Annotated in this window: 16 protein-coding genes; 15 read left to right on the forward strand and 1 reads right to left on the reverse strand. The window is 26.8% G+C overall.

Going from position 1 to position 17,387, the window contains the following annotated elements:
* Positions 1-84 precede the first annotated feature (84 nt).
* Positions 85-810 (reverse strand): pentapeptide repeat-containing protein, encoded by a 726-nt coding sequence (locus KGF41_RS13670; RefSeq protein WP_227829594.1) that lies wholly within the window; start codon positions 808-810, stop codon positions 85-87.
* A gap of 473 nt (positions 811-1,283) precedes the next feature.
* Between KGF41_RS13670 and nrdE the strand changes: the two genes are divergently transcribed.
* The 15 genes from nrdE (at position 1,284) to cas6 (ending at position 17,382) form a co-directional block, all read left to right on the forward strand.
* The gene (nrdE, locus tag KGF41_RS13675) at positions 1,284-3,383 is read left to right on the forward strand and encodes a class 1b ribonucleoside-diphosphate reductase subunit alpha (protein WP_227829593.1); all 2,100 of its coding nucleotides are present in this window, start codon (positions 1,284-1,286) and stop codon (positions 3,381-3,383) included.
* 12 nt (positions 3,384-3,395) lie between these two features.
* Positions 3,396-4,367, forward strand: coding sequence for a class 1b ribonucleoside-diphosphate reductase subunit beta (gene nrdF / locus KGF41_RS13680; protein WP_227829592.1), 972 nt, complete (start codon positions 3,396-3,398; stop codon positions 4,365-4,367).
* An 84-nt stretch (positions 4,368-4,451) separates the two neighbouring features.
* Positions 4,452-5,081 carry a GyrI-like domain-containing protein gene (locus tag KGF41_RS13685; RefSeq protein WP_227856746.1) on the forward strand — a complete coding sequence of 210 codons (630 nt, stop codon included), beginning with the start codon at positions 4,452-4,454 and terminating at the stop codon, positions 5,079-5,081.
* A 51-nt stretch (positions 5,082-5,132) separates the two neighbouring features.
* Positions 5,133-6,032: a helix-turn-helix transcriptional regulator gene (locus KGF41_RS13690; RefSeq protein ID WP_227842845.1), complete on the forward strand. Its 900-nt coding sequence runs from the start codon at positions 5,133-5,135 to the stop codon at positions 6,030-6,032.
* 340 nt (positions 6,033-6,372) lie between these two features.
* The gene (locus KGF41_RS13695; protein WP_227829589.1) at positions 6,373-7,002 is read left to right on the forward strand and encodes a hypothetical protein; all 630 of its coding nucleotides are present in this window, start codon (positions 6,373-6,375) and stop codon (positions 7,000-7,002) included.
* On the forward strand, positions 7,003-7,785 hold the full coding sequence (locus KGF41_RS13700) for an ABC transporter permease (protein ID WP_227829588.1): 783 nt from the start codon (positions 7,003-7,005) through the stop codon (positions 7,783-7,785).
* Complete coding sequence (locus KGF41_RS13705; RefSeq protein ID WP_227829587.1) at positions 7,778-8,647, forward strand: ABC transporter ATP-binding protein; 870 nt, start codon at positions 7,778-7,780, stop codon at positions 8,645-8,647. The genes KGF41_RS13700 and KGF41_RS13705 overlap by 8 nt, the downstream gene beginning before the upstream one ends.
* 31 nt (positions 8,648-8,678) lie before the next feature.
* Complete coding sequence (locus KGF41_RS13710) at positions 8,679-9,638, forward strand: ABC transporter substrate-binding protein (protein ID WP_227829586.1); 960 nt, start codon at positions 8,679-8,681, stop codon at positions 9,636-9,638.
* Between the two features lie 160 nt (positions 9,639-9,798).
* Positions 9,799-10,491 (forward strand): response regulator transcription factor, encoded by a 693-nt coding sequence (locus tag KGF41_RS13715; protein ID WP_227829585.1) that lies wholly within the window; start codon positions 9,799-9,801, stop codon positions 10,489-10,491.
* 93 nt (positions 10,492-10,584) lie between these two features.
* Positions 10,585-11,493 (forward strand): ATP-binding protein, encoded by a 909-nt coding sequence (locus KGF41_RS13720; RefSeq protein WP_413906974.1) that lies wholly within the window; start codon positions 10,585-10,587, stop codon positions 11,491-11,493.
* A gap of 266 nt (positions 11,494-11,759) precedes the next feature.
* Positions 11,760-12,611, forward strand: coding sequence for an undecaprenyl-diphosphate phosphatase (locus KGF41_RS13725; protein WP_227829583.1), 852 nt, complete (start codon positions 11,760-11,762; stop codon positions 12,609-12,611).
* Between the two features lie 103 nt (positions 12,612-12,714).
* Entirely contained in the window at positions 12,715-13,461 is a 747-nt protein-coding gene (locus KGF41_RS13730; RefSeq protein ID WP_227829582.1) for an ABC transporter ATP-binding protein, read from the forward strand.
* Positions 13,461-15,377 (forward strand): FtsX-like permease family protein, encoded by a 1,917-nt coding sequence (locus KGF41_RS13735; RefSeq protein WP_227842848.1) that lies wholly within the window; start codon positions 13,461-13,463, stop codon positions 15,375-15,377. The genes KGF41_RS13730 and KGF41_RS13735 overlap by 1 nt, the downstream gene beginning before the upstream one ends.
* 272 nt (positions 15,378-15,649) lie before the next feature.
* A complete protein-coding gene (locus KGF41_RS13740) occupies positions 15,650-16,567 on the forward strand; it encodes a WYL domain-containing protein (RefSeq protein ID WP_227856747.1) in 918 nt (305 codons plus the stop codon).
* A 77-nt stretch (positions 16,568-16,644) separates the two neighbouring features.
* Positions 16,645-17,382, forward strand: coding sequence for a CRISPR-associated endoribonuclease Cas6 (gene cas6, locus KGF41_RS13745; RefSeq protein WP_227856748.1), 738 nt, complete (start codon positions 16,645-16,647; stop codon positions 17,380-17,382).
* The last annotated feature ends 5 nt before the right edge of the window (positions 17,383-17,387 follow it).

Below are 17,387 nucleotides of genomic sequence, written 5' to 3' on the forward strand. Positions count from 1 at the left end.
TACTCTTTTTAGAAATTGTTTATTTAGTGATACATTTTTTTACTATGTATTTTCAACTACACACTTAAATAAAAAAATAATACTTTATAGATAACCAATAGCCTCATCTCTAGTTAGAAAAAAGTGAATTCCTGTAGTTGATTCTTTCCATCTATTTTCATGAAAATCTTCAGCTACCACCATTTCTCCTACTCGATATATAAAATTTTCATCAGCATATGCACGAGCACTTTTAAAAGATTCTTTACCATCGATGCTTGTAATTGACAGTACTTTTGCTTTGTCACATCTACAAGCATTTGATGTAGCAGATACTCTTTTTGCATCACTTGGTATCAACAATTGTACCATTCTAAAATTAAAACATTTTTTATAAGCTACAAATGCACCTGTTTCAGGACAGTACAATTTAAAAAAACGAGTACTTTCATCTGATACTACTCCATCCAATGTAGCATATTCCAAATTAGAATTTTCTAAATTAGTTCCTCTAATATCTGAGTTAGATAAATCACAAAATCTAAAATTGGCACCACCTAGGTCTGCATTTTTTAATATCGAATTTTTTAATGAACAATCTGAAAAATAAGAATTCTTAAAGCTAGAGTTTTCTAAATCTGCCTTTTCTAAATTTAAATTGATTAGGTCAGACCACGAAAAGTCAATATTACTTAAACAATATCCTCTTAAATCCATATTTTCTAATCTTACTTCTTTTAAATCTGCCCTTTCTCCATCATTATTATTTTTAAGCCACAAATAATGTTTATCAAGTATTTTTTCTAATTCTTGTTTAGAAACAGTTTTCATTAAAATCACCTTCACTAATTTATTTTTATATATTTAGTAGAAAAATAGTCATATATGTAATTATATAACAATGCGCAAAAAACTTCTAAATAATATATAAAATATTAAATATATTATTGAAGATTTATTATTTCTAGTAACATATAAACATTGAGTAAATATTTTTATGGTTTTATTTAGAGAATAAAGTAAAGAAAGGAAGATAATAACTATGATTTTAACTTCTTTAAATAAAAATAATATCAATGATATAATAATAAAAGTTTAGATATAAAAAAATTTGTGTATATACTATATGTAGTATATAATAGATAAAGCACTAACTATATGTAGTGCTTTTGTTTTTGGAAAATACTTATTATGCCCTATAATTATAGGTTGTTTTTGGAATTTGAACTGATAAATATTAAAAGAAATAATAAGTAAATTAAATGAAATTATAGCACAAGATTATGTTAAAAGGACGGTAAATAATGAATTGGATAGAGCTTAACAATCAAGTGATAATTAAAAATGAACAAGGGAAATATCAATTGGAAAAGGATAAGGAAGCCCTAAGTAGTTACATAGAAGAATTTATAAATCCAAAGTTAAAGAAATTTAACAATCTAGAAGAAAGATTGAAGTATTTAATGGAGGAAGGTTATTATTTAGAAGAAGTAATACATAAATACAGCATGGATTTTATCAAAAAGATATACAAACTTATTGAGGAACATAAATTTAAGTTTCAGTCATATATGAGTGCAAATAAATTTTATCAAAATTATGCATTAAAAAGTAATGATGGAAAAGAAATATTAGAAACGTATAATGAAAAAGTATTAATTGTAGCTTTAACATTAGGAAATGGTGATGAGAGTCTAGCTTTAAACTTGGCAGACAAAATAGTAAAACAAGAATTTCAACCAGCTACACCTACATTTTTAAATGCTGGAAGAAAAAGAGCAGGAGAAATGGTATCATGTTTTTTACTATCTGTAGAAGATAGCACAGAAGGTATTTCATATGCTATATCTTCATCAAATCATTTATCAAAAATAGGTGGAGGAGTTGCACTAAACTTATCTAAGCTTAGAGCATCAGGTGAATCTATTAAAGATATAGAAGGTGCAGCTGGAGGTGTTGTTGGAGTAGCTAAAATGTTGGAACAATCATTCAGCTATTTTAATCAGATGGGAGCTAGGCAAGGTTCTGGTGCAGTTTATCTCACAGTATTTCATCCTGATTTTGAATTATTGATGGATACTAAAAAGATAAATGCTGATGAAAAAATAAGACTTGCTACATTATCGCTGGGAGCTATTATACCTGATAAATTTATGGAGTTAGCAGAAAAAAATGAAGTAGCCTATGCATTCTATCCTCATACTGTGTATAAAAAGTATGGAGTTTACCTTGATGAGATAGAAATAAGTGAGTGGTATGATAGGTTAGTTAATGATGAAGATATAAGAAAAAAAGAAATAAATCCTAGACAAATGTTGACTAAAATAGCACAAATGCAACAAGAAAGTGGATATCCATATGTAGTGTACATAGATACAGCCAATAGGGAACATACATTGAAAGAGGTTGGTATGGTAAAAATGTCTAATTTGTGTTGTGAAATATTCCAATACCAAACATCTTCAGAAATAGAAGGCTATGGTGGAGAAAATAAATGGGGTCAAGATATAAGTTGTAATCTTGGTTCTTTAAATATAGCAAATGTTATGGACAATAAAACTATAGAAAGCACAGTTGAGACATCGATAAGAGCATTGACATTTGTAGCAGATAAAACAGACATAAAGCCAGTACCGACTGTAAATAATAGCAATAGCAAATCTCATTCTATAGGATTGGGAGCTATGAATTTACATGGATACTTAATAAGAGAAAATATTTTATATACTTCAGAGGATGCTATAGAGTTTTCTAATGTATTTTTTGCAATGATTAGATATTATTCAATTAAAGCATCTATGAAAATAGCTATAGAAAAAAATCAAACTTTTGAAGGGTTTGAAAAATCAGAGTATGCTAAGGGAAGAAAAAGCAAGGTATTATCAAAATACTATGAACAATCTTATCTACCTAAGTTAGAAAAGGTAAAAGCATTATTTGAAGGTATTTATATACCAACAAAAGAAGACTGGACAAAATTATTGGATGAGGTCAAAGAAAAAGGTATATATAATGCATATTTAATGGCAGTAGCACCAACTCAAAGTATTAGTTATGTTCAAAATGCAACATCAAGTATAATGCCAATTACTGAGCCAGTAGAAGTAAGAACATATGGAGATTCAACTACGATATATCCAATGCCATTTTTAACTAATGAAAATATGTTGTATTATCAATCAGCATATAGAATGGATATGAGGAAAGTTATAGATTTAGTATCAACAGTTCAACAACATGTTGACCAGGGAATATCAACAACATTGTTTGTTACAGATGAAAAGACAACTAGAGATATAGCTAGACATTACATATATGCATATAAAAAAGGTCTGAAAAGTTTATATTACACAAGAACAAAGATGACAAGAGACACTCATGAGTGTCTAGTATGTTCAGTATAGGGAGAGAAATATATGACATTTAAATTACATAAAACACATGATGCAGTTAATTGGAATAAAGAAGAAGATGGATTCACACAGGCTTTTTGGGAACAAAATGTAAAACAATTTTGGCTTCCTGAAGAAATATCTGTTTCTAAAGATATTAAGGTATGGAATGAATTAGATGATAATGAAAAAGATTTATATAAAAAAGTATTAGGTGGACTGACATTACTGGATACAAAGCAAGGGAATAATGGGATTCCATCGATGATGAGTTTAACAGATAATCTTCAAAGAAAAGCAGTTTTATCTTTTATGGGTACTATGGAAGAAATACATGCAAAAAGTTATTCTTCTATATTTATGACTTTGCTTTCTAACTCCGAGATAGATGATTTATTTGAATGGATAGAAACAGAGCCAACATTACAACGAAAGGCTGATTTAGTTTTAGCTCAATATGAAAATACTACAAACCAAAAGAATTTATATTTATCAATGGTTACAAGTGTGTTTTTGGAGAGTTTCTTGTTTTATTCAGGATTCTTTTATCCATTGTATCTGTCTGGTCAAGGAAAAATGGTTGCTAGTGGAGAAATAATATCACTTATTCTTAGAGATGAGTCTTTACATGGTAAATATATAGGACTTCTTGCGCAAGAAATATACAATTCATTTGACAATGCTGATAAGAAAAAATTAGAAGATAAGATGTATTCTATACTTGATATTCTTATGGAAAATGAGATAGAGTATACAAATGTAATATATAAAGATAGTGGACTTGAAGAAGAGGTTGTAGATTTTTTGAAATACAATGCAAATAGAGCTTTAGAAAATTTAGGATTTGAAAGACTTTATACTGTAAATGCTATCAATCCAATTGTGTTAAATGGACTTAGTACTGAAACTAAAACACATGATTTCTTTTCAACTAAAGGTAATGGATATCAAAAAGGGGTCTATGAAGAGTTAGAAGATGAAGATTTTATAATATAATTTATTTTATAAATTGTGACACACTGTTGTCACTTTTATCATGATAATATCAATGTATAAAATAAATATACGGAGGTATTTTTTATGAAGTATGAATGGAGAAAGAAAGATAAAAAGTTATATTTACCTAATGAGAATCCTGTAATAGTTGATGTACCAGAACAGAAATTTATTATGATAAAAGGAAAAGGAAATCCAAATGATAAAGAGTTTAGTGAGGCAATTGGAGTTCTATATTCTTTAGCATATGCAATAAAAACTATGCCTAAAAAGGGTATTGTGCCAGAAGGTTACTTTGATTATACTGTTTTTCCATTAGAAGCTATATGGGATAAAACAGAAGATAGTAAATGTTCAAGTACACTTATTAAGGAAGAATTGATTTATACTATAATGATACGTCAACCAGACTTTGTTACACAAGATTTATTAAGCAAAGCAATTGAGATAGTAAAAAAGAAAAAGCCACATAATCTGATTGAAAATGTTGAATTTGGAATTATTAATGATGGACTATGTGTTCAAATGCTTCATAGAGGTTCATATGATAATGAACCAGAGAGTTTTATTATTATGAATGAATTTTGCAAGAAAAATAAACTTATAAGAAAATCTGATATACATCGTGAAATATATATAACTAATGAAAGTAAAGTATCAAATGCTGATTTGTTGAAGACTGTTTTGCGTTTTGAAGTAAAAAGAGAGATGTAAGTATATATATTGCTTTATTGTTATACTATAATAAAGTAATGAGGTGATTATATGAAAAGTAATAGATTATTTGAAATTATTTATATCCTGTTAGATAAGAAAAGAGTCACTGCAACGGAGTTAGCTGAACACTTTGAAGTATCTAGACGAACTATTTGTAGAGATATTGAAATATTGTCATCTTCTGGTATTCCAATTTATACTGACAAAGGTAGAAATGGTGGTATAGGTATTTTAGATAATTTCACTTTTGATAAATCTATTTTATCTGAGCAAGAGCAGAATGAAATTTTAGCTTCACTGGAGAGCTTAAATGCACTTAAGTATCCAAATATTGATTCTACATTGGCAAAACTTAAACCTTTATTCTGCAAATCAGATACAAGCTGGATAAGTGTTGATTTTTCTCATTGGGGTAGTGATGATAGAGAAAAAGATAAATTTGTAAAGATAAAATCTGCTATATTAGATTGTAATATTATAACTTTTGAATATATAGACACTTATGGAAAAATAAGTTTACGCTGTGTAGAGCCACTTATGATTTGGTTTAAAGAAAAATCATGGTATCTTAAAGCTTATTGTCGTAAAAAAAATGATTATAGAATTTTTAAAATTATAAGGATGAGAAATATCTGCGTCTGTGAGCAGACATTTGTGAGGAGTATACCAACAGAAGTAGGAGAAATAAAAGAAAATGAGTATAAAAATATCAATTTGGAATTGAAAATTTCTAAAGATATAGGATATAGAGTATATGATGAATTTGATATTGACAATATATCAGATGATAACAATGGAAATTTTATAGTGACTGTACAATATCCACAAAACGACTGGATTTATGGATATATACTTTCTTTTGGAAAAAATATTGAGGTACTAGAACCCATAGATGTTAGAGATAAGATTTTACAGATTATTGATGATATTAAAATAAAATATTTGTGATTACTAAAAAAAGTGAAGTATTAATTATACTTCACTTTTTTTAGTAAATTAGCAAAGTATAATTTAGTTTTTTATCACATTTTTATTTTACATATATAGAATCAGTGTCAAATTATCTATACTAATTGTGTATATATCATTATAAGTAGATTAATAGTAATATACATATGTTATTGTTAAAACAAATTGAATATATTATTTTAATATTGTAAGTAAAATAGTAATAATTTGTAAATAAACATTACTTTTTTAAGAAAAAATTAATATATTGACAAAAACTAAGTGCTCATTTAAACTAATAGTTGAGAATAATATTCAATATTAAATAATAGGAGGAGCTATGAATAAATATCTTCTAATAAATCCAGTAGCAGAAAAAATGTATGGGGAAAAGTTTAATATTATCAAAGAAACTTTGATAAAAAAAGGGTACATAATGGTTGAATGTGAGGCGCAATTAGAATATGTAAAGAATCAGTACAAAGAATATGCAAAAAAAATTGAAAATACAATGTTAGATTGTAGATGTCCAGAAAGCATAAATCTTTTAAAAAGAAATAATTTGATAAGTGGCTTTGAAGTTCCTATGATAGAACCAATATTAGTAAGGACTTGTAGAGTCTTATATGAAAAATATATTAAAAGTGAAGAAGATATGTTAATAGTAACCTGTCCATGTACACAATTAAGAGATTTTGCAAGTGAAAAGTTTAAAGGCAAAGATAATGCTGTATTTTATACATGGAAGGAATTTGCTGAAAAAGAAGGTATAAAATCACTTGGAAAAATAGATGAATCTCCAATTCCATTAGGATATTTTAAGGATTCTTTTGAAAAAGTTCTTGAAGTATCAAGTGAAGATGAAATATTAAGTAAAATACAAGAAATTAAAAATGGCTCTGAGGATAAGTACGATATAGTAGAAATGTTTTATTGTAAAGATGGATGTAATAATGGAGATGGTTTGTAAATGGGCAATAAAATTAATGATAAACTTTTGAGGTTAATAAAAAGTGTTTTAATATTTTTTATAATTCTTGTATTGTGGAAAATTACAAATTATCTTAGTATTTGGAGTGAATATATACTACCACCACCTGAAAAAGTGTATAGTACATTTTTAAATATGATAAATGATGGTTCAATATTTATTAATGTATATGCAAGTATGAAAAGAGTTTTGATAGGGTTTGCAATAAGTACAATTATAGGTGTTCCTTTAGGTATATTCTTTGGAATTTATGGTAAAGTTTATGAGTACTTTAAATCATTGATAAATTTTTTGAGAAATACACCACCGCTTGCTCTAATACCAATGCTTATATTATGGTTTGGTATAGGTGAAGAATCAAAAATAATAATTATAATTTTGGCATCTTTTTTCCCAATCTTTACAAGTACATTAAAGGGGATTAAAAATTGTGATTCAAAGTTAATTGAAGTAGGCAGAGTATTTGAATTGTCAAAGCTTCAGATAATATTTAGAATAATTATTCCTAATGCAATTCTCGATATTGCAGTTGGTCTAAAGTTAGCACTTGGATATAGTTTTAGAGCAATTATAGGAGCTGAACTTGTAGCTGCTTCGTCAGGTCTTGGATATTTAATATCTGATGGAAAAGAAATGTCTAGAACAGATGTTGTTATTGTAGGAATAATTGTAATTGGACTTCTAGGAATAATTACAGACTATATATTTTCAATTATTGTAAAGAAGGTAAGCAAAGGAAAGATGGTGGAAGCATATGAGTAGTCTAGTATGTAATTCTGGGTATATAATCAGAAATCTATCTAAAAGTTATAAAGTTGATAATGAAGAACATGTAGTGCTTAGTGATATTTCTTTAAGTATAGATAAAAGTCATATAACTGTAATTTTAGGTGAAAGTGGATGTGGCAAAACTACTTTACTTAGGGCAATTGCATCACTTGAAGATGTAAATAGTGGTGAAATTAGGTTTGTAAAAGATAATAAAGAGTATAAACCTAATGTTGGCTTTGTATTTCAAGAAAGTAGGTTGATGCCATGGTTAAATGTAAGTGAAAATATAGCTTTTCACAATCAACGAAAAAACACTCTTTTAAATAAAATACTCAATAAGTTAAATCACTCAAAAAGTACCACTAATAAAGATAGAAATGATAATCTTATATATTTAAATGGCAAGGATGATTTAAGTAAATCAAACAAACAAGATAGTATTGATATAGAAAAATATCTTAAAATGATGAACTTACAGAAATTTAAAAATTCTTATCCAAATGAGCTTTCAGGAGGTATGGCACAGAGAGTAAGTATAGCTAGAGCACTTTCTTTTAATCCAGATATGTTGTTTATGGACGAGCCTTTTTCAGCACTAGATTATTTTACAAGGATTGATATGCAAAATGAAGTTATAAGAATACATAAATCAACCAATAAAGGTGTAATATTTGTAACTCATGATATTGATGAAGCATTAAAGATAGGCAAAAAAATAGTTGTTTTTACAAAGGAAAGAAAAATAGAAGAATTTAATATAGAGGATGATTATAATAGAGATTTAACTTCAAATTACTATATTAAATTAAAAAAAGATATTTTAATGACAATGAAATCAAATAAAAGCATTTAAAGAAATTAATAATATTTTAAGGAGTAAAAATATGAAATTAAAAAAACTATTGATAGGTATAACAATATTAACACTTACAACAGCGTCTTTAGCTGGATGTGCAAAAAAGAATGAGGGTGAAAATCTTTCAGAAATAAATTTAACTTATGTAAAATCACCACTAAATGTGCCTTCTATAATTCAAAAACAAGATGATTTATTTGGGAAAGAATTTAAAAAGGATAATATAGCAGTTAATTTTCATGAAATAACTACAGGACCGGAGCAAACACAGGCTTTAGCGGCTGGAGAGATAGATTTTTTACATGCATTAGGAGGGACATCAGCTTTAATAGCAGCATCTAATGGTGTAGATTTAAAAATATTAAACACTTATAGTAGATCACCAAAAGGATTTATGATTTTAACAAATAATGATTCAATAAAATCAGCAGCAGATTTAGTTGGCAAGAAGGTTGCTGGACCAAAAGGAACTATATTACATCAAGTATTAATTGCAGCACTTGATAAAGAAGGACTAAGTATGGATGATGTTGAGTTTGTTAATATGGGTATTCCAGAAGCATCAGCAGCTCTTTCTGATGGTAGTGTTGATGCTGCATTGATTGCTGGACCAGCAGCTCTTAAAGCCATGAAGTCTGGAAGTAAACTTGTAGCAAATGGTGAAGGTTTAGTAGATGGTATAATAGTAACTGCTGTTAGTACAGATTTTGCTGAAAAACATCCAGAGGTAGTTGAAAGATTTATGAAAGTTGAAAAAGAAACTTTAGAATATGTAGACAATAACTTTGATGAAGCTATGGAAAAGGTAGCAAAAGAAGTTGATTTAAGCGTTGAAGAAACTAAAGAGTTATATGCTTGGTATGATTTTAGTTTAGATATAACAGACAAAGATATATCTTCTCTTGAAGAGACACAAGACTTCTTAATAAAAAATGGATTACAAGAGAAAAAAGTAGACATAAAAGAATTAATATATAATGCTAAATAGTAGAGTTAATAGTGCTAAAAGTTTAAGTTACCTTATTTAAGGTAACTTTTTCTATTCTATTGATAAAAATATATGCTAATGGTATGTTTATATATGGAGCAATATGAGAATGTAATATTAACATAGGGTAAATAAGAAAATTAAAATATGGAGGAATTATATGAGTCATAAAATATATATTGTAGAAGATGATATATCAATAAGTACATTACTTAAAGATTATATAGAGAAATATGGATTTGAAGTAATGGTTGAAGAAAACTTTGATAATATAATTACTACATTTGCAAATTTCAAGCCAGACTTAGTGCTTTTAGATGTAAATTTACCAAAGTTTGATGGATTCTATTGGTGTAGATGTATTAGACAACAATCAAATATTCCTATAATTTTTGTATCAGCTAGAGATAGTAATTTAGACCAGATTAGAGCTTTAGAAAGTGGAGCTGATGACTATATAACAAAGCCTTTTTATTATGATGTAGTAATGGCAAAGATAAAAAGTCATATAAGAAGGGTATATGGTGAATATTCGCCTAAAATAGATGAGAGAATATTAGAACTAGATGGACTAAAGTTTTATCCAGAAAGATTAGAGCTAGAGTTAGAGGATAAGACCTTGATTATCACTAAAAAAGAAGGAATATTACTTGAGTGTCTTATAAAAAAATACCCTAAAGTAGTAAGTAGAGATTATCTATTAGAAAAGATATGGGATGATATTGAGTTTGTAGAAGAAAATACTCTAAATGTAAATGTTAGTAGAATAAGAAAAAGATTTGAGGAGTTAGGTATAAATGATGCTGTTCAAACTGTACGAGGAGTAGGATATAAGCTAAATAAAAATTGGTAAGGAGAGAATATGAAATTATTATTTAAAGATTGTAAAGGCTATATTTTTATATATTATTTAGGAATATCTATGACAATTATTTATTGTAGTCTTATGAAATTTATCAGTGTAGAAGAAGCTTTATATATCTTATTGTTTAGTACTTTTATCTTATTGTTTTTTTTGATATATAAATATTATAAAAATAGAGAAGTATATAATCTCTTTAAAAAAGGTATAAACTCTTTAGATGAATCCTTTTTATATTTAGGGAGCTCTTTTTTTGGAGAAAACATATCAGTTATTTTAAAACAACAACATAGATTATATCAATCAATGATTCAGGAACATAAAAAAATACATAGTGAACATTTAACTTTTATCAACCAATGGATTCATCAAATGAAGACTCCAATATCAGTTATAAGTCTTCAACTTCAGGAATATGAAGGTGAAGAAGTTACTGAAAATATAAAAAAGGAGATAGATAGAGTTAATAAAGGTTTAAACATGGCTATGTATTTCGCAAGAGTGGATGAATTTCAGAAAGATTTTGTGGTTGAAAAAGCTAATTTGAATGATATTATAGTAGATACTATAAATGATGAAAAGAGATTATTTATAAAGAATGGGATAATTCCTAAAATAGATATAGATAAATCTATTTATATTTATACAGATATAAAATGGATGAAATTTATAATAAATCAGTTAATTACAAATGGAGTTAAATATTCTAAAGATTATAGTAAAGATTTGATTATAAAATCTGAAGAAAATAATAAGTCTATAATTTTAAGTATAATAGACAAAGGTGTTGGAATTGTATCTAAAGATATAAAAAGAGTATTTGACCCATTTTTTACAGGAGAAAATGGACGTAAATTTGGAGAATCTACAGGTATGGGACTCTATCTAGTAAAAAAAGTATGTGACAACTTAGGTCATAAGGTCAATATAAAATCAGAAGTAGGAAAAGGAACCGAAGTTTCAATAATATTTAGTAAAGATAATATAAACTAATAAGAGACTATTTTAAGATGGATTAACATTGTATTTATAATTTAAATGTCTTGTTAAAATTAATGTGTATATATTTTTTAATAAGATTTATAATTATACAATCTAATTTTAAGATAGTTTATTTTTTGCAAATATTACATAGATGTAATGTTTGTGTAATGTTTGTAGATAGTGAAATTTTCTAATGTCAATTAAAATTAATATAAGAAATGACATAAGAAAAGAAATTTTAAGAAGATTATATAGTAAAGAAAGGGTGTTTATCAATGAGTTTGGATATTATTTTTATATTAAAATCAATCATAATAGCTATAGTAGAGGGACTTACAGAATTTATTCCAGTGTCATCTACAGGTCATATGATTTTGGTGGGAAGCTTAATAGATTTTAAAGGTCAATTTGCTGAGATGTTTGAAGTTGTAATACAACTTGGAGCTATACTAGCAGTAGTAGTACTTTACTGGAAAAAAATAAAGGATAGTGTTATAGAGTTTTTTAAATTCATATTTACTGGAGGTAAGGAAGGAAAAACTGGATTTAAATTTGGAATAAATGTTATTGTAGGTTGTATACCATTTGGGATTGTGGGAGTTATATTTTATGATAACATAAAAGCATTGTTTAACTTACAATCTGTAATTATAGGGTTCATAGTTGGGGGTATTTTATTATTAGTAATAGAAACTCTATTTAGAAAAAAGAAGCACTCAACAGATAATATAGATAAAATCACTCCAGTGCAAGCTTTAAAAATCGGTGTATTACAAGTTTTATCTGCGTGGCCAGGAATGTCAAGAAGTGCATCTACTATTATGGGTGGATGGATAGCAGGGCTTAATTCTCCTACAGCAGCAGAATTTTCATTTTTCTTAGCTATACCAGCAATGGTAGCTTCTTCAGGACTAGATTTATTTGAATTTGATTATTCAATAATGACACCAACTTTGTGGATTGCTTTAATTGTTGGATTTATAGTAGCCTTTCTTGTGTCTATAGTAGTGATGGAAAAGTTCGTAAATTTTCTAAAGAAAAAACCAATGAGAGTATTTGCTATATATAGAATAGTGGCAGGTATAGTACTTGCTATATTAGCTTTTACCAATATAATTAGTATATAAACTAAAATAAATTCAGTATTTATATAAAATTTCTTTAATTAATATGAGTAGTATTTAATATATACTTCATGTCATTTTATAAATTAGAAAGGAGTTATAAATAATGAAAACCTTAATTGTGAGTAATTTGAGCAAAGTATATGGTAAAAAAATGATTTTTAATGCATTAAACAATATAAGTTTTAGTATAGAGGACGGAGAATTTGTAGGAATTATGGGACCATCTGGAAGTGGCAAGACTACTCTTTTAAATATGATTTCTACTATTGATAAAGCAACTACAGGAAAAATAGAATTAAAAGGTAAAAATCCATTATCATTAAAAGGTGAAGAACTTGCCTTATTTAGAAGAAGAGAGTTGGGGTTTGTATTTCAAGATTTTAATTTATTAGATACTTTAACTATTGGTGAAAATATAGTATTGCCATTGACATTAGATAAGGTAAGTGTAAAAGAACAAGATGAAAAGCTAAATGAAGTATCTAAAATTTTAGGTATAGAAGATTTATTAAATAAAAGGACTTTTGAAGTGTCTGGTGGCCAAGCTCAGAGGACTGCTATTGCTAGGGCATTAATCAATAAACCATCAATACTTTTAGCAGATGAGCCAACAGGTAATTTAGATTCAAAATCATCAAAGACTGTAATGGAGCTATTTCAAAAGATAAATAAAGAGAATAAAGTTACTACTATGATGGTAACTCATGACCCATTAGCAGCAAGCTATTGTAATCGTATTTTATTTATAAAGGATGGAGCTATATACAATGAAATATATAAGGAAAATAGTAGAGAGCAATTTTATCAAGAAATAATGGATGTGCTTACATTATTGGGAGGAGATAATTAATGAACATAAAACAATTTGCCATTAATAATATTTCAAGAAATATTAAAGCATATCTAGGATATTTAGCAAGTATTGTTATATCCTCTTCACTACTTTTTTCTTTTATTATGTTTACAAGTCATCCAGGTTTAGATATAGCTCAATTTCCTGACTATTTAAAAGAAGGGCTTAAGATGAGTAAAATAATTGCATATTTATTTTTATTCTTCTTTGTGTTTTATTCAGTGAGTGTTTTTCTTAAGAGTAGATATAAAGAGTTTGGAATACTCTATATTACAGGTATATCAAAACGACAAGTAATGAAATTGGTTCTTATAGAAAATATAGTAATAAATATAGTATCTTCTGTAATTGGGATAATAGTAGGTTTAATTTTTTCAAAGATATTTTTAGTAACTATGTCTACTTTTTTAGAATTATCACCACTAGAATTTTATATACCATTAAATGCAATGTTTTCCACTTTAATTTATTTTATGGTTTTAGCTATATTAACATCTATATTTACTTCTTTTATAATTAAGGAAAATCAAGTATTGAAGTTACTTAAAGGTACAAAAACTCCAAAACCAGAGCCTAAAACATCACTAATACTTGCTATATTAAGTATTTGCCTGTTTATAATAGCGTATTATAGTGCTGTTACATCAACTGACCAATATACAACATATTTACGCTTAGTTCCAGTTACATCTCTGACGATAGTAGCAACTTATTTATTCTTTTCTCAATTTAGTGTGTACTTTATAAAAAAATTGAAGATGAAGAAAAGTTTTTATAGAAGTAATACAAATATGCTTTGGATTTCAAACTTAATTTATAAGGTAAAAGATAATGCTAGGATATTCTTTTTGATAACTATAACTTCTGCAGTGGCATTCACTGCTATAGGTACTGTTTACTCATTTTGGAAAGATGTAAAACGTCAAATTAATTTAATATATCCTAGCACAATATATTATTCAACAATGACTTTGCATAATGACACTAATAAACCTGACAGTAAAGAGAAAGATAAGGAAAGAATGAGTTTTATAGAAAATAAGTTGAAAAAAGAAGGTATAGATTATGCAAGAGTTAATGGTGAGTTTAAAACTGTATTTCCTAAGAAAAGTGATTTTAATGTGAGAATAATGAAAGAATCAAAGTACCTAGAAATTACAAAGACTATAGGAGTTAAGCCTATAAGTTTTGAAGATAATGAATCTATATCATTGTTTTCATCAAGTTTACCTGGAGATAAGAAAGTCAAAGAAAATGTCATTATAGGGAATAGAAGTTTAAAGGTGGCAAAACAAGTTGAAGAATGTGTTATGCCAGCGTATTATAAAAATATGTATGTGGTAAAAGATAATTTTTATGATAGTATAAAATCAAAGTTTATAATAGATAGATTTTCAACATTTGAGGTAGAAGATTCAAGTAAAACTATAGATATATGTAGACAATTTGAAGATAAATTTGATAATGAGTCTAGAATGCAACCATATTTGTTTTTCTCTAAAGAATTAATGATAGAAACTGGTAAACTAACATATTCTACATTTATGTTTTTAGCAGTATTTATAGGTTTAATTTTCTTTGTTACTACAAGTAGTTTCTTATATAATAAGTTTTATATGGATTGTCAAATTGACAAGAAAAAGTATGAACAGTTAAATAAATTGGGGATGACATATAAGGAGATTAAAAGAGCTTCAACCATTGAGATTGGAATTGTGTTTTTGTTACCTTATGTAGTAGCTGTTGTACATTCGGTATTTGCACTTACTGCACTTAAGAACTCTTTTGATATAGAGGTTGCATCATCTGCGGTTTTGGTAATGGGAAGCTTGTTTATAGTTCAAATAGTGTATTTCTTACTTATAAGAAATAATTATTTAAAAGAGATAAGATTAAATTTAGTCAATTTTTAATGACTATTATTAACTAATAACAAAAAGGTTTAAAATTAATTAGTATTACTGGAATTATAAATGTTTATTTTTTCAGTAATATTTTTTATTGTATTAATTATTAAGATTCTATACAAATATGACATAATAAATGTCAAAATTATAAAAATATTCTACTTATATAAAGTATAAAGAGGTTATATGTACATATCTGTAGAAATAAATAATATAAAAATATTAATTAATGTTATTAGGGGGTGTTATTCATTAGTAAATTAGCTAATGCATTAAGAATGATGATATTAATTCAAAGTAGAGGTAAAATGAAATGTAAAGAGTTATCAGAAGAGTTGGAAGTAAGTGAAAGGCAAATAAAAAGTTATAAGATGTGCTTGGAGCAAGCTGGTATATTTATAAATTCAACACCTGGAATTTATGGTGGTTATGAAATCGATAAATGTAATAGTATCTCATCAATTAAATTATTAGATAATGAAGTTTCAATTCTAGATATGGTAAATTCACAGCTAGAGTACAATAATGATATTTACAAAAATGAATTTAATAGTATTGTAGAAAAAATAAAAGCAGTATTAAATACAGGAGAAAAAAGCGATACATATATGGATTATTTCACAGTACAAGCACAACGTAATTGTGATTATGAGTTTGAAAAAAATAAGTGTAATGAAATAACTAGAGCATATACCACAAAGCGTAAACTTTGGATAGAGTATTATTCATTGAATTCAGGCAATAGTGAAAGAATTGTTCATCCATATGGTTTGTTTAATTATAAGTCAGATACTTATATGGTAGCTTTTTGTGAAAAAAGATTTAAGTTTATAGACTTTAAATTATGTAGAATTAAAAACTATAAGGTTTTAGAAAAAAAGTATAATGTAGATAAAAGTTTTAATTGGGGTGAATACAGTAAAAATAGTATAGGAATTTATAAGGGAGAAGAAATTAATGTTGTTATAAAAATTAGCCATCCATTTTCAACAATTATAAAGGAGAAAGTTTGGGTTAATAATCAACAAATTATAGAGTATGATGATAAATCTATAATGTTTAAAGCTAAAATGAGAGGTTATGAGGAGATAAAAAGTTGGATTTTAAGTATGGGAGCCTATGTTGAGGTTGTAGAACCAGATAGACTTAGAAATGATATATTGTTAGAGATTGAAAAAATGAAAAAAATTTACTAATTTTTTCAAATAATTTATACTTGGACCAATATACTTCACGGTCTAGTGTTAATATATTAGTTGAGAGAGGTGATATTATGAAAATGAAAATTGAATTTAGTACAGGTTGTATACCAATATCTTATAATTCACTCTTTATGAGTATTATAAAAGAAGCAATAAGAAAATCTAATGAAGATTACTATAAAAACATGTACTATTATAATGAAAAACACAATAAAAAAACTAAAAATTTTACATTTTCAGTTTATATAAAAAAATATAGTATTGAAGGTGATAATTTTATTATCAAGGATAAAGTAATATTAAATATAAGTACTCCAGATTTAGAATTAGGTTTTCATATATATAATGGATTAATGACTTCTAAAAAATGTTTATATAAAGACTATGAACTTACAAGGATTAGAATAGATTTATCAAGAGAAAAGAAGGTAACAGAAGAGAGGGTACTATTTAATGCATTATCTCCAATCTGCATAAAGTCTAGAGAAGGGAAATTCTTAGAGATAAGTGATGATAGATATATAGAAGAGTTAAACTATATAACTAATGAAGTTGTCAAAAATTATAGGGGAAATGGATTAAAAAGAAAGCTAGAATTTGAAAATATAGGTCTCAAAAAGGTAGTGGTTAAAGAGAGTTTAAGAGAATTTAAAAAAATAACAGGTAAAGAATATCAATATGTTAATGGTTACAAAGGTAAGTTTATATTAAAAGGTGATATTGATGATTTAAATCTTATCTACAATCTAGGACTAGGTTTTAGGCGTGCTCAGGGATTTGGAGATGTAGATATTCTAGAATGGAAGTGAGCTAA

Source organism: Clostridioides sp. ZZV14-6150 (assembly GCF_020657875.1).
Lineage (GTDB): Bacteria > Bacillota > Clostridia > Peptostreptococcales > Peptostreptococcaceae > Clostridioides.

Bases quoted from the DNA above. Each gene is read 5' to 3' on its own strand.
- KGF41_RS13715 (WP_227829585.1), top strand. From the start codon at position 9,799: ATGAGTCATAAAATATATATTGTAGAAGATGATATATCAATAAGTACA.
- nrdF (WP_227829592.1), top strand. From the start codon at position 3,396: ATGACATTTAAATTACATAAAACACATGATGCAGTTAATTGGAATAAA.
- KGF41_RS13685 (WP_227856746.1), top strand. From the start codon at position 4,452: ATGAAGTATGAATGGAGAAAGAAAGATAAAAAGTTATATTTACCTAAT.
- KGF41_RS13700 (WP_227829588.1), top strand. From the start codon at position 7,003: ATGGGCAATAAAATTAATGATAAACTTTTGAGGTTAATAAAAAGTGTT.
- KGF41_RS13720 (WP_413906974.1), top strand. From the start codon at position 10,585: ATGAAATTTATCAGTGTAGAAGAAGCTTTATATATCTTATTGTTTAGT.
- KGF41_RS13695 (WP_227829589.1), top strand. From the start codon at position 6,373: ATGAATAAATATCTTCTAATAAATCCAGTAGCAGAAAAAATGTATGGG.
- nrdE (WP_227829593.1), top strand. From the start codon at position 1,284: ATGAATTGGATAGAGCTTAACAATCAAGTGATAATTAAAAATGAACAA.
- KGF41_RS13710 (WP_227829586.1), top strand. From the start codon at position 8,679: ATGAAATTAAAAAAACTATTGATAGGTATAACAATATTAACACTTACA.
- KGF41_RS13730 (WP_227829582.1), top strand. From the start codon at position 12,715: ATGAAAACCTTAATTGTGAGTAATTTGAGCAAAGTATATGGTAAAAAA.
- cas6 (WP_227856748.1), top strand. From the start codon at position 16,645: ATGAAAATGAAAATTGAATTTAGTACAGGTTGTATACCAATATCTTAT.
- KGF41_RS13725 (WP_227829583.1), top strand. From the start codon at position 11,760: ATGAGTTTGGATATTATTTTTATATTAAAATCAATCATAATAGCTATA.
- KGF41_RS13670 (WP_227829594.1), bottom strand. From the start codon at position 810: ATGAAAACTGTTTCTAAACAAGAATTAGAAAAAATACTTGATAAACAT.
- KGF41_RS13705 (WP_227829587.1), top strand. From the start codon at position 7,778: ATGAGTAGTCTAGTATGTAATTCTGGGTATATAATCAGAAATCTATCT.
- KGF41_RS13740 (WP_227856747.1), top strand. From the start codon at position 15,650: ATGATGATATTAATTCAAAGTAGAGGTAAAATGAAATGTAAAGAGTTA.
- KGF41_RS13690 (WP_227842845.1), top strand. From the start codon at position 5,133: ATGAAAAGTAATAGATTATTTGAAATTATTTATATCCTGTTAGATAAG.
- KGF41_RS13735 (WP_227842848.1), top strand. From the start codon at position 13,461: ATGAACATAAAACAATTTGCCATTAATAATATTTCAAGAAATATTAAA.